At 46.4% G+C, this 12,675-nt stretch carries 12 protein-coding genes; 5 read left to right on the forward strand and 7 right to left on the reverse strand.

Going from position 1 to position 12,675, the window contains the following annotated elements; all coding sequences use genetic code 11:
- Positions 1 to 102 precede the first annotated feature (102 nt).
- Together V7S65_RS21500 and V7S65_RS21505 are read left to right on the forward strand one after the other, a co-directional pair.
- Positions 103 to 2,046 (forward strand): BatD family protein, encoded by a 1,944-nt coding sequence (locus V7S65_RS21500; protein ID WP_336387675.1) that lies wholly within the window; start codon positions 103 to 105, stop codon positions 2,044 to 2,046.
- Between the two features lie 19 nt (positions 2,047 to 2,065).
- On the forward strand, positions 2,066 to 2,848 hold the full coding sequence (locus tag V7S65_RS21505; protein WP_336387674.1) for a tetratricopeptide repeat protein: 783 nt from the start codon (positions 2,066 to 2,068) through the stop codon (positions 2,846 to 2,848).
- Here V7S65_RS21505 and V7S65_RS21510 read toward each other — a convergent pair.
- From V7S65_RS21510 to V7S65_RS21540, 7 genes are all read right to left on the reverse strand, one after another.
- On the reverse strand, positions 2,843 to 3,589 hold the full coding sequence (locus V7S65_RS21510) for a LytR/AlgR family response regulator transcription factor (protein ID WP_111577177.1): 747 nt from the start codon (positions 3,587 to 3,589) through the stop codon (positions 2,843 to 2,845). The two genes, V7S65_RS21505 and V7S65_RS21510, sit on opposite strands and share 6 nt — an antisense overlap.
- A gap of 118 nt (positions 3,590 to 3,707) precedes the next feature.
- The gene (locus tag V7S65_RS21515) at positions 3,708 to 4,514 is read right to left on the reverse strand and encodes a sensor histidine kinase (protein ID WP_336387673.1); all 807 of its coding nucleotides are present in this window, start codon (positions 4,512 to 4,514) and stop codon (positions 3,708 to 3,710) included.
- Positions 4,515 to 4,740: 226 nt separating this feature from the next.
- Entirely contained in the window at positions 4,741 to 5,451 is a 711-nt protein-coding gene (locus V7S65_RS21520; RefSeq protein ID WP_079471554.1) for a response regulator transcription factor, read from the reverse strand.
- 62 nt (positions 5,452 to 5,513) lie between these two features.
- Positions 5,514 to 6,533, reverse strand: a complete 1,020-nt coding sequence (locus V7S65_RS21525) for a sensor histidine kinase (RefSeq protein WP_079471553.1) — start codon at positions 6,531 to 6,533, stop codon at positions 5,514 to 5,516.
- Positions 6,530 to 7,018: a gliding motility lipoprotein GldH gene (locus V7S65_RS21530; protein WP_336387672.1), complete on the reverse strand. Its 489-nt coding sequence runs from the start codon at positions 7,016 to 7,018 to the stop codon at positions 6,530 to 6,532. The genes V7S65_RS21525 and V7S65_RS21530 overlap by 4 nt, the downstream gene beginning before the upstream one ends.
- Positions 7,019 to 7,033: 15 nt before the next feature.
- The gene (locus tag V7S65_RS21535; protein ID WP_079471551.1) at positions 7,034 to 7,909 is read right to left on the reverse strand and encodes a YicC/YloC family endoribonuclease; all 876 of its coding nucleotides are present in this window, start codon (positions 7,907 to 7,909) and stop codon (positions 7,034 to 7,036) included.
- A gap of 132 nt (positions 7,910 to 8,041) precedes the next feature.
- Positions 8,042 to 8,638, reverse strand: a complete 597-nt coding sequence (locus V7S65_RS21540) for a pseudouridine synthase (RefSeq protein ID WP_079471550.1) — start codon at positions 8,636 to 8,638, stop codon at positions 8,042 to 8,044.
- A 54-nt stretch (positions 8,639 to 8,692) separates the two neighbouring features.
- Here V7S65_RS21540 and V7S65_RS21545 point away from each other — a divergent pair, with 54 nt between their 5' ends.
- From V7S65_RS21545 to V7S65_RS21555, 3 genes are all read left to right on the forward strand, one after another.
- Entirely contained in the window at positions 8,693 to 9,403 is a 711-nt protein-coding gene (locus tag V7S65_RS21545; RefSeq protein WP_079471549.1) for a Crp/Fnr family transcriptional regulator, read from the forward strand.
- A 97-nt stretch (positions 9,404 to 9,500) separates the two neighbouring features.
- Positions 9,501 to 10,052, forward strand: a complete 552-nt coding sequence (locus tag V7S65_RS21550; RefSeq protein ID WP_336387671.1) for a hypothetical protein — start codon at positions 9,501 to 9,503, stop codon at positions 10,050 to 10,052.
- Complete coding sequence (locus tag V7S65_RS21555) at positions 10,052 to 12,490, forward strand: heavy metal translocating P-type ATPase (RefSeq protein ID WP_336387670.1); 2,439 nt, start codon at positions 10,052 to 10,054, stop codon at positions 12,488 to 12,490. Before V7S65_RS21550 ends, V7S65_RS21555 begins: the two co-directional genes overlap by 1 nt.
- The last annotated feature ends 185 nt before the right edge of the window (positions 12,491 to 12,675 follow it).

Below are 12,675 nucleotides of genomic sequence, written 5' to 3' on the forward strand. Positions count from 1 at the left end.
TCCAGATAACTAAATAAGAACATATTAAAATGTTTTAACTAACTTTTAACGGGGCCTTACAGCGCTTCCGGCGCGGCTTTGGTTAAATTTGTTGACATAATTATGATGTACAGATTTTGCATAAGGAAGTGTATTTACGCCATTTTGATTTGTATAGGACTGGTAGCTTGTGCCCACGCACAGGAATTCCGCTTTACTACCACTGTGAGCAATAATGCCGTGACGCAGGATGAACCATTCCAGATCCAGTTTATGCTGGAAAACGGCGTAAACGTCTCCAGCTTTACTCCCCCCAGTTTCAAGGATTTTGAAGTACTACAGGGCCCTTCTCAAATGCAGGGTCAATCTATTTTCAATGGAAAACGGTCTGAATACATTGCACTAAGTTACCTGCTGCAACCCAAACATGTGGGCAGCTTTACCATCGCCGGCGCCCAGGCCCGCGTAAATGGAAACATCGTTAAATCAAACCCGGTTTTAATTGAAGTCAGAAAAGGCAATGCACAGCAACAGCAGCAGGCGGCGCCTCCCTCTGCCGGCTATCCGCCACACCGCGGACCATCCGGTGGTAATGAAGATATCCAGGAAGGTATCCTGAAGAAAGGAGAAGACATCAATGAAAAACTAAAGAAGAATATTTTCCTGAAAGTTGAAGTAGATAAAACCAATTTATACGAAGGCGAGCAACTAACGGCCACGTATAAACTTTTTACCCGTCTCCCTACCAATTCCAGTGTCACCAAAGTACCCGCATTCAAAGGATTTTCCGCCAAAGATATTGAGCTGCCAAACCCGCCACAGGCTACTGAAGAAAGGGTAAACGGCATTCCGTATAAAGTATTTACCATCCGCAAAACATTGCTCTTCCCCCTGCAATCAGGCGCCCTGGAACTGGATCCTGTAGAAGTGGATAACCAGGTACGTCTTGTGAAAATGGTGAGCAAAAAAGGCGGCAGCAGGGGCAGGGATCCTTTTGAAGATTTCTTCAATGACCCGGCATTCAGAGATCCTTTCTTTGATGATTTCTTTAACCGTCCGGAAGTGGAATACCAGGATGTTCCCTACAAAATTCAGAGCAACCCGATAAAGATCAATGTTAAACCCGTTCCGGTTGACGGGCGCCCCCTCAGCTACAATGGCGCAGTGGGTAAATTTAACATGACTGCCGTAGTGGACAAAAAGAAACTGACCACGGATGACGCCCTCACCCTGAAGGTTACCATCAGCGGACAGGGTAATGTAAACCTGCTGAATTCCCCTAAGGTTGAAACACCTACAGGCTTTGAAAAGTATGATCCGAAAGTAACCGACGACATAGAAAAGAACAGCAACCCGCTTTCCGGCAGCCGTACTTTTGAATATGTGCTGATGCCACAGGAAGCCGGCGATCATACCATCCCGGCAGTAGAATTCTCTTACTTCGATCCCGCAGCCAACACCTATAAAACACTCCGTTCCCAACCTTTCGATATCCATATCGAACAGGGCAAACATATTAAGCAGGATAAACAGGATTATGGCACCGGTAAAAATGAACTGGTGAAAAATGAAACCGGTATCCTCGACTGGACACGTAATCACAGCTGGTTTATTCTCAGCCCGTGGTTCTACATCCTGCTGTTATTACCGCTGCTGATAGCCGCAGGGATTATTTTCTACAAACGCCGCAGGGACTATAATACCACCAATGCAGCAGTGCTGAAACACCGCTATGCCAATAAGGTAGCGCTGAAAAGACTGGAACTGGCCGCGCGCTATCTGAAAGAAGGGAAGGACAAAGCATTTTATGAGGAAACTTCCCGCGCCGTTTGGGGGTATCTCAGTTCCAAATTGAAAATCCCAATGGCCGATCTCAGTAAACAACTGATACAGGATAGGCTGAGCGCCCGTCATATCAACGGCAGCAATACGCACGACCTGTTTGCCCTGATCGATAATTGTGAAGTGGCCTTATATGCACCCGGACAGGATAACCGTAAAATGCAGGGTACATACGAACAGGCGGTGAGCATCATCACCAACCTGGAAGATGCGTTGAAGAACTAACTACTTAACGAAAGGCGAAATGCTGAACTACAGAAAAATAAAACCGGTATTATTGGCTGCTATATGCCTGCTCTCTTTTACCCTGAGCCGTGCACAAACGCCGCCACAGAATCAGCAACAACGGTTTGAAGATGCGAACAAGCTCTTTAACCAGAGTAAGTTTACAGAAGCCGCCAGGGTTTACCAGCAGTTGCTGGATGAAGGTCATACACAGAAAGCACTTTACTTCAACGCCGGTAATGCCTGGTATAAAGCAGGTAAAACCGGACAGGCTGTTTATAACTATGAGAAAGCACTGCAGCTGTCGCCAAACGACGCTGCGGTGAAACATAACCTCGCTATTGCCAATCAGAAAGTGAATGGTTTTGTGGAAGAGTTGCCGATGGTATTTTTTCAGCAGTGGTGGTTACAGCTCCAACATCTTCATAAAGCCAATGGCTGGGCAGTAGGCACCATCCTCTTTTTCTGGCTGTTTATTGCTGCTGTTATGCTCAATGTATATATCCCCGGATGGAGAAACAAATTTTTACGCTGGGGCACTTATGTGTTGGGAGTATTGTGTGCGTTATACCTGATCATGTCTGTAGATACTTACCTGTGGTCCAATAACCATGAAGCAGGAGTTGTAATGAATGGTAACATCCGGGCGAAAACATCGCCAGACGAAAACAGCAAGGATGCTTTTGAGGTGGGAGAGGGCATGAAAGTGCGTATCACAGATGCCACGCGCGACTTCTGCAAAATTGAACTGGCCGATGGAAAAAACGGCTGGATCAGTTGTAATTATATCAAACGGTTATAGTTTTTCGATGCGTTGCAGAAAATCCTGTTTCTTATCCCGTGCCAGTGGCACACTGTAGCCATCAGACATGATGATCTCCCCGCCATCTCCTTTAATATATTTCTCCATAAAAGACAGGTTGATAAGGAAGCTGCTGTGCACGCGGAAAAATCCTTTATCGGCCAGCCATTGCTCCATTTCCACAAGTGTGCGGCATACCATCACGGGCTTCTCCGGCTCCTGTAAATGCAACCGGGTTTGCGTGCCGGCGCCTCTGCAATAAATAATATTCTTCGCAACCACCATGCGCAGGCCATCTGAGGTAGGCAGTGCCAGTCGTTCGTCCTGGTTGAGGTGCTGTTGCAAAAAGTGGAGGAGGTCATCTACTTTTCCCGCGGTAACTAGGGTCGATTGGGAGCCGGCTTTTTCCACCGCATCTTTCAGTTCCTGGCTGTCGATAGGTTTCAGGAGATAGTCTAACGCGCTGTGATGAATTGCCTGCAAGGCATATTGATCGTAAGCAGTAATAAAGATAACGGCAAAGGAATGATATTCACAGGCTTCCAGCACCTGGAAACCATCCATTCCCGGCATTTCGATATCCAGGAATACCAGTTCGGGATGTAGTTCATGAATGGCAGTCAGGGCTTCAGGACCACTGCTGCAAACGGCTTGTACAGAAACGTGCGGGCAATACCTCTCTAACATCATGTGCAGTGCATCCCGACTATGCTTCTCGTCGTCCACGATAATGGTACGCATTTGAGATCAGATTATGAAAGGTAGTTTCAGATTTACTGTTGTAGGAAAGTATATGGTCATTGATTCTATTAAATCCATGTAGAAATTAAGCAATTTAGCGGACATTTCCAATTTAAGCCTACCCGGCCAGGGATTGGCGGGCGGCTACATGTTGCATGCTGATAATAAGGCGGTTGCCAGAGGGTTCGCGCTCTTCATCATACATCTGCAGGGCTTTTATACTGGCCTGCATCTGATATTTCTCGCTCATCATATAAAGCCGTTCCGAAGCGATATCGATACCGGAAGCCTGTCGTTCGCCGGTGCCGTCCAGCATTTCGGTGATCAGTATGCCATTATCTTCCAGCTGGATCTGGAGCCGGTCATTTTCTTTGGAGATGGTGATCCGGAGTAGTCCGCCCGATTTCTCGGGGCGTAGCAGGATCCTGTGCCAGATGGCATATTGCACATAGGGCTGGATGATCAGGGGTGGGATGAGGGTAAACTGCCGGTTTACTTCCGGCGTTACGATGAGCTGGTACTTGAATTGTTCATCAAATCGCAGCTGTTCCAGCTGTATATATAGTTCCAGGGCATCCAGTTCATCCTGGAGGGAGATCCATTCTTTATTGAAATTACCGATCATGAGGCGCATGAGGCGGGAAAAGCGGGTAAGATAAAGGGAAGCCATGTCCGTACTGGTGGTAAGGATATAGTGGTGAATAGCGTTGAGGCTATTAAAAATAAAATGCGGGTCCATCTGCGCCTGGAAAGCATGGAGTTCCAGGTTAATCAACGCATGGTTCTTGGTGATTTCTTTCGCTGAGGCTCTCCTGATTCTTCTTTCCCGCAGGGTAAAAAATACTATTAGGGTAACGAGACTTAACAAAAAAAACAGCCAGAAGGGCCACTCCGCAGCAAAGACGATATCGGTATAATGTGCCACTAACTAGGTTTATAGGAAGTATACTTCTTCTCTACTCTTATAAGCCCAATAAATATCGGCTAATTAATCTCCAATATAAAGTGGGATTTACTACGAGGTCGGATTTTACAGGAAAGTGGGGAGAATAAGGTGAAAAGTGGCTGTTTGCTATTAGCATTTAGCGTTTAGCAAATACAGCAAAGATGCTTATACTTATCTACTGCTGCATTTGCCAAATGCCTGGTATCTAGGCTTCCGTAAACTTATAGCCTACCCCTCTTACGGAGTGGAAGTAGCGGGAGTTCCGGCTATCTTCTTCAAAATATTTACGGAAATTGAGGATAAAGTTATCGATGGTCCTCGTGGTAGGATATACGTTATAACCCCAAACCACCTGGAGGATCTTTTCGCGGGTAACTACTTCGCCCTTGTTTTCGATGAGCAGTTTCAGCAGCATGGCTTCTTTCTTACTCAGTTCATAGTGTTTACCATCTTTACCAACGCATTCCTGTGCGGCGAAGTCGATTACATTATCGCCGAAGCGGTATACGTTGGGTACGCTGTCTTTGTCCTGGATTTTTTTATTTTTTACGATGAGTTTTTCCACCCTTAACAGGAGTTCTTCCAGGTTAAAGGGTTTGGTCATATAATCATCGCCGCCTTTTTTGAGACCCAGTACGCGGTCGGCGCTGCTGTTTTTGGCGCTCAGAAAAAGGATAGGAATTTCATTATTCTGAATACGGATGTTTTCGCATACTGCGATGCCATCCATTTCAGGCAACATAATGTCCAGTATAATGAGATCGAAATATTCGTTTTTTACTGCTTTGAGAGCAGCAGTGCCGTTGTCCACTGCGGTGACCTCGTAACCTTCCAGCTCCAGGTTCAGCTTCAGGGCTTCCTGGAGATTTTCTTCATCCTCCACCAGCAGTATTGATGCCTTTGTCGCTTCCTTCATGTGTTATTGTTTGATTTTTACATCGAATCCGGATTCCGGTATTCATCAATCCGTCATCTAATTTACGCCGTTTGCACGGAATATTCAGGCCAGGATATTTCAAAGCAGCTACCAGCAGGTACATTGTCTTTCACTTCAATGCGTCCGTTGTGCTGTTCCACGATTTTGGCGGTCAGGAACAGGCCCAGGCCGGAGCCTTTTGCCTTGCGGGTATTTTCGTTGCCCACGCGGTAAAATTTCAGGAAGATCCTGCTTTTCTCTTCTTCCGGTATTCCCGGGCCTTCGTCGATCACCTGTAATTTCAATTGCTGATTGCTTTCAAACAGTTTTACAGAGATGGTGGTGTTTTTCGGGGCATATTTCGCGGCATTCTCCACCAGGTTGCTCAGTACAATTTGTAAAGTCAGCTTATCGCCGTCCATCCACACATGCGGTAAAATATCCGCGATGATCTGATGGGTACCAATGCGGCCATCAAGGTCTTTGATACTGTTTTCTATCAGGGCTGAAAAATCCAGGTATTCTTTAAACACCTGGTATTTGTGTGTTTCCAGTTGCGCTGCCAGCAGGATGTTGTTGCACAGCTGGTCGAGGCGGTTGGTTTCACGGATGGTATTATTGATCAGCTTCAGTTGTTTTTCTTCGTCGAGTTTATGCTTGCGGATAGTTTCAAGGTTCAGTTTAGCGGCAGCGATAGGTGATTTTAATTCATGCGTTACGGCCATCATAAAATTCTGTTGCTGCCTGCTGAGCTTCATATACTTCCACACGGCCCTGTAAACAAAAAGTGCGCCGAGCAAAATGATTCCTAAAAAGATGAGACCTTCGCCCAGGTATTTAAAAGAGCGCATGTGCTCTTCTTTGTTGATCCGTTCCAGTTGCAGCTGATGTTCTACCGGTTGTGCGAGGCTGTCTACCCGCAAAGAAAGGTTTTGTTGTTCAAAGCGGCGGATCTGTTCACTTTGTCTGAACAGCAAAATGCCCCACCAAACCAGTGCGGCAATTGTGTACGCCATTACTAAAAAATAAACGAAGGAAACGGATTTCCCTTCCTGCATTTTATTGAAAATTCTTTTCATCATGGCCTTGTGCCGGCTTTCTCAATCCGCAAGCCAACATTCATTACATGGGGGAGCGGATTTTGCCGCATATTTTGTTCAAAGGTAAACCTGTAGGTACCTGGTTTATTAAAAATAGCACGTTGCTGAATGAAGATACGGTGTTCATAAATATCATCCAGGCCGGTACCGGACCATTTGCCGGTTACATCTGCGAGTGGCAGTTCTACCCGCTGTTCCTTTGATATGCTGTCGCCAGGGTACTGTGTACCTACCAATAACCAGATATTACTGTAAGGATAAGCATCGGTATGCCTGACGTTTACGCAGATATTGTAAAGGTACGCAGTATCTTCCGGTTGTATTTTTACTTCAAAAGATGGTTTATAGTCATATGTCCACTCATGCCCGGGAATCTCCAGGTTCTTTTCGTAAGTGTCCATTTTAGGTGGCATGCAGGCTGCAGCCAAAAGTAATAAGCCTGCTGTGGCCAGGAAAAGTTTGTTCATACGGTATTCGCCTTACTATAAAACGTTTAATACTTGTTCTTTGGCTTTTTCCAGTTCATCTTTCATCAGCACCACCCATTGCTGTATACCGGCGTCGTTGGCTTTGGAACCGGTAGTATTGATTTCACGGCCTATTTCCTGCAACACAAAACCCAGCTTCTTGCCTTTGGCAGAATCATTGTCTTTCAGGATTTCCCTGAAATAACGCAGGTGATTTTCCAGGCGGGAGAGTTCTTCTGAGATATCCAGTTTTTCCAGATAGAAGATCAGTTCCTGTTCCAGGCGGTTGCCATCTACATTTTCTTTTCCTACATGCTCGGCCAGCAGTCCTTCGAGGCGTTGACGGATACGGTCTTTACGGAGCGGATCCAGTTCACGTACCTTCTGCATATAGGTATCGATATTATCAATGCGTTGCTGCAGATCGGCCTCCAGCATCAGTCCTTCATCCTGGCGATGCGTATCCAGGTCTATCAGGGCTTCGCGCAGTGTGTCTTCCACATCTTTCCATTCTTCTTCGGTCATTTGCTCTGACGCCGGACTTACCACTTCCGGTAATTTCATCAGCACGTTGAGCATATCTCCCTGCGGGAGTTCCAGCTGGTTGGCCAGCATAGTGATGGACTGGTAATAATATTTTGCAAGGTCTGTATTGATCACTACCGGGCGGGTGGCGCCGTTCTGGCGGATATTGATTGTTGCATCAAGGGTGCCGCGCTGCAACGTTTGCTGCATTAGGGTACGGATGTCAAATTCATAGGGTCTTAACAAAGGAGAAAACTTCAGATTCACCTCAAACTGCTTTCCATTCAGCGATTTGATCTCCACTACGATACTAGTTTCGCCTCTTGCGCTTTCTGCCCTTCCGAAGCCGGTCATTGATTTCAGCATAATAGAAATTTGTAGGTGACAAACCTAGTTAAAAAAGCTGAAAGCATAAAGCTTAAAGCAAAAAGCAGGGGAGGGCGGCGGGCAGCTGCGGCCCAACCCGGAGGATACTGCCATGCCAATGGGCCACAATGGCTACTTTGTCCTTAGCTTTAACTTCCGGTAGATCTCTTCCCGGCTCAGTTCTACCATCTCTCCTGATTGCATGCCCGCAATGGTGATATCTTCCATACGATAACGGACAAGCCTCAACGTAGGAAAGCCTACGGCAGCAGTCATCCGGCGCACCTGCCTGTTTTTGCCTTCCTGGAGCACCATCCTGATCCAGGGCGCAGGAATGCTTTTACGGAAACGGATGGGCGGGTTGCGTGGCGGCAACAACGGCTCTTCCTCAAATATTTCCGCCCGGCACTGTTTGGTGCGGTATAACTTACCATCTACATTGATCTGTACCCCTGCTTCCAGGCGCTGCACAGCTTCTGCGGTTATGGCGCCATCCACCTGCACCCAGTACTCCCGTTCATGCGCATGTTGCGGCAACAACAACTGCTGGTTCAACGTCTTATCATTTGTAAGGATCAGCAAACCCTCACTATCATAATCCAGTCGCCCTACAGGATACACATCTGAAGGCACTTTAAAATAATCTGCCAGGCACGCCTTGTTACCTTCAGGTGTGAACCGGGTTAATACCTCATATGGTTTATAAATAATATAATAATAAAGAGCCACGAATGCTTTTGCTTTGGTTAAGGAGCCGTAAATTAGTACTTTTGCAAATTGATTATGGCTACATCGTTCCACAATCCTTCATGTCATCATTGCAAGGATCGCTTCTCATCAATATTCTGCAAGGCGGAACAATGCAATCTCGATCAGATTGCAGAAGCCAAAGTATGCTCAGTATACAGAAAAGGACAGGTTATTTTCCATGAAGGAGCTTATCCCTTTGGCGTGTACTGTGTAAACGACGGCAAAATAAAGCTGTCGCACAGCGGCGATGATGGCCGGGAACAGATCATACGCCTGGTGAAAGCCGGCGATATCATGGGCTACAAAGCCCTCCTGAGCAACGAAAGGTACACCGCTACCGCTACTGCCCTCGAAGATTCTTCCATCTGTTTTATACCTAAAGATCTGTTTCTCAATATTCTACAGAAAGATGCGTCCCTTTCTTTTGAAATGATGCGCATCTTATCAAGCGAACTGCGCAAAGCAGAACTGAAGATAACCCACCTGGCGCAAAAGCCGGTAAGGGAACGCCTCGCAGAAACATTGCTCTTTATCAAAGAAACTTACGGCCTCGAAGAAGATGGCCATACCCTCAGTGTGCGCCTCTCCCGCGAAGAAATTGCCAACCTCGTAGGCACAGCCACCGAATCCGCTATCAGGCTACTTTCTGAATTCAAGAAAGACGGCATGATAGAACTGGAAGGCAAAAAGATCCGCCTGCTCGACCTCCCCGAAATTGTCAGAACTGCAAACCTGCAGGAGTAGCTCCAATCCTGATAAATATCATATCCTCCCTTGACGCATATCATTGCGCCCCTCTGCTGCGACCGGTACTTTTGTAATAGTTCAAAAGACCATGTTCATGCTCGCTTATTCTATTATCAACTTTCATGAATTAACACCCGGCAATTTATGCAATGTGATTGCCAGCAAATTCCATCTCCCCATCAGCCATCAAACAGAACAGGTGATGACCTACTTTAACCTGGACCGGCAGGAAGACCACACCGCCCCGCCGGCCGCAGATCTGCAACAACTCCTGTTCGGGAAATTACAAGCCGAAACAGCCCAGCTGATACGAAAAGAATCAACAGTGCTGTTCCCGGTAATCCGCAATTCATCTGCGCTTAATAATAACAAAAAAAATATACCACAAACTGTTTATAACAGCATCCAGCAATCGTTTCAACAAGTGTTGCTCCTGCTTCAGAAAATCCGCCAGGTTTCCGGCAATTACCAGTTGCAGGCACAATGGAGTCCGGCATACAAATTATGTATAGGCGATCTGTTCATCACAGAGCAGCTCATACAGCAATGGATATACGTAGAACAAAATATCCTTTACCCCGCCGCCATTCCCGGCCATACCATTGTAGTAACCGAACATGAAATTAATAACGTAATTATTGACTGATGGCCGTTTCTTCGCAAACCAATACCAACACTACCTGCTATCACTGCGGGGAAAACTGTACTGACAACGATATCACACTATCCGATAAAGTATTCTGCTGTACGGGATGTAAAACCGTATATGAAATACTGAACCAGTACGACCTCTGTGAATATTACGACCTTAACAGCAAACCCGGTATCAGTCAGCGGGTAGCGGTGCGAAGCGATAAATTTGCCTTCCTGGACGACGAAAAAATTGCGCAGCAACTCTATCTTTTCAGGGATGATACCCAAACACATGTTTCCTTCTATATCCCGCAAATTCACTGCAGCTCCTGTTTGTGGCTGCTGGAAAACCTGCACCGGCTGGAGAAAGGGGTACAGCGGGTAACTGTTAATTTTAGCAAGAAAGAAGTACTGATCATCTATTCACATACCGGGACTTCCTTAAGAAGGGTTGCAGAAATATTAACCGCCATCGGTTATGAGCCATACATCAGCCTGCAGGACCTGCAGCGCAAAAAGCCCGCTGTTAACAGGCAGCTGGTGTACCAACTCGGTGTAGCCGGATTTTGTTTCGGTAATATCATGCTGTTGAGTTTCCCCGATTACTTTGCCAGTGCGGGCGGTCTTGATGAAACATTTAACCGCCTGTTCCGGTACATGAACCTGGTACTTGCCCTGCCGGTATTACTTTACAGCGCGCAGGCGTTTTATAAATCGGCCTGGAGCGGGTTAAAACATGGATTCCTCAATATCGACGTGCCTATTGTGCTTGCCATCTTCGTTACTTTTATACGCAGCTTTGTAGAAGTGGTCAATGGTCAGCCGGGATATTTTGATTCCATGACAGGCATCGTATTTTTCATGCTGATAGGAAGGGTATTACAAGACAAAACTTACCAGGGGCTTTCGTTTGACCGCGACTATACCGCTTACTTTCCCATAGCCGTGAGCGTTATAAAAGAAGATAAGGAAATCCCGACCACGCTTCCTGAGCTGAAAACCGGCGACACCATCCGTATTCATAACAATGAACTGGTACCGGCAGATGGTATTATTGTGAGAGGAAAAGCACTGATAGATTACAGCTTCGTAACCGGGGAGTCGGCGCCCGTCAGCAAATCGATCGGAGAAATTATTTATGCCGGCGGCAGGCAGCTCGACGGCAACCTGGAAATATTGACCATTAAAGAAGTAGCACAGAGTTACCTCACCAGTTTATGGAACCGTGATGAACTAAGGAATAAAGAAGAAAAGCAGGTGTCTTTTGTTCACCTGCTGAGCCGTTATTTTACGTGGGCAGTGCTGTTTATTGCAGCGGTTACTGCAACTTACTGGTGGGTACATGAACCGGCGCGTATATGGCCTGCCGTTACGGCCATCCTGATCATTGCCTGCCCCTGTGCATTGCTGCTGGCCTCTTCCTTTACCAACGGACATATTTTAAGGATCCTCAGCCGGCACCGGTTTTACCTGCGTAATGCACAGGCCATTGAAAACATGGCTAACGCCACACATATTGTATTCGATAAAACCGGTACCCTCACCGGTAAAACAGGCAGCTCCGTTATCTATTACGGCGATGTGCTTACTCCGGGGCAGGAAGTAATGATAGCTACGCTGGCCGCACAATCCACTCATCCTTTAAGCAGGGCAATTGTTCAGTATTGCGGCGATCCGGTGTCGCGGCATATACACGACTTCCAACATTTTACGGGTAAAGGCGTATGCGGATGGGTAGATGGATTCTTTATCCGCCTGGGCAATGCAGCGTTTACCGGCGCGCATCGTAAAAATGAGCAGGAGGGCAGCATGGTGTATGTATCCATCAACGAAAAGCTCTGCGGGTTATTCACAATCCGCAACAGCTACCGGAGCGGCTTACGGCAGTTGATGCAACAATTGCAATCTGTTTATCCCTTATCTGTACTTTCAGGAGATAATAATCATACTATCACGCAATTAGGTCAGCTGATGGGCAACAATGCCACACTTCTTTTTGAGCAACAACCGGCAGATAAACTCGCTTATATCATCTCCCTGCAAAAAAAAGGAAAAAAGGTAATGATGATAGGTGATGGATTAAATGACGCCGGTGCACTGAAACAAAGTGATATCGGGATTTCACTGACAGAAGACAGTAACAATTTTACGCCAGCCAGCGATGGCATACTGCATGCGGATCAGCTGCCATTGCTGTTCTCTTTTATCCGGTTGTGTAAAGCTAACAAACGTATTATCCTCATCAGTTTTATATTATCGCTGCTGTATAATATTACCGGCTTATACTTCGCAGTACAGGGAATTTTATCGCCGTTGGTAGCGGCCATACTGATGCCGGCCAGCTCTATCAGCATTATCCTCATCACTTTCAGTTGCAGTGAATGGCAGGGCAAAAGGCTTTACAGCAAAGCATTACAGCAAATGACTGATAAAAGTCATATTCCTGATTGAGTAAAGTCATAGTAGTAAAGGTAAGCTACTGTTACCTTTGCTATTACACGAAACATACACAGTAAATCTAAGCAAAACCTCAAATGAGCCCGAATGAAATGGGCGTGTAAACAGCCACTGAAAAAGGCTGTTTACACGCAACGGGTGAGGCATGCCGGAAAGGAAGTATGTATTACATCACAATA

The organism is Chitinophaga sp. CCNWYY40 (assembly GCF_037483205.1).
Taxonomy (GTDB): Bacteria; Bacteroidota; Bacteroidia; order Chitinophagales; family Chitinophagaceae; genus Chitinophaga; species Chitinophaga ginsengisegetis.

Coding starts and splice junctions, on each gene's coding strand:
- V7S65_RS21545 (WP_079471549.1), top strand. CDS start 8,693: ATGGCTACATCGTTCCACAATCCTTCATGTCATCATTGCAAGGATCGC.
- V7S65_RS21500 (WP_336387675.1), top strand. CDS start 103: ATGATGTACAGATTTTGCATAAGGAAGTGTATTTACGCCATTTTGATT.
- V7S65_RS21555 (WP_336387670.1), top strand. CDS start 10,052: ATGGCCGTTTCTTCGCAAACCAATACCAACACTACCTGCTATCACTGC.
- V7S65_RS21530 (WP_336387672.1), bottom strand. CDS start 7,018: ATGAACAAACTTTTCCTGGCCACAGCAGGCTTATTACTTTTGGCTGCA.
- V7S65_RS21535 (WP_079471551.1), bottom strand. CDS start 7,909: ATGCTGAAATCAATGACCGGCTTCGGAAGGGCAGAAAGCGCAAGAGGC.
- V7S65_RS21510 (WP_111577177.1), bottom strand. CDS start 3,589: ATGCGTACCATTATCGTGGACGACGAGAAGCATAGTCGGGATGCACTG.
- V7S65_RS21505 (WP_336387674.1), top strand. CDS start 2,066: ATGCTGAACTACAGAAAAATAAAACCGGTATTATTGGCTGCTATATGC.
- V7S65_RS21525 (WP_079471553.1), bottom strand. CDS start 6,533: ATGATGAAAAGAATTTTCAATAAAATGCAGGAAGGGAAATCCGTTTCC.
- V7S65_RS21550 (WP_336387671.1), top strand. CDS start 9,501: ATGCTCGCTTATTCTATTATCAACTTTCATGAATTAACACCCGGCAAT.
- V7S65_RS21520 (WP_079471554.1), bottom strand. CDS start 5,451: ATGAAGGAAGCGACAAAGGCATCAATACTGCTGGTGGAGGATGAAGAA.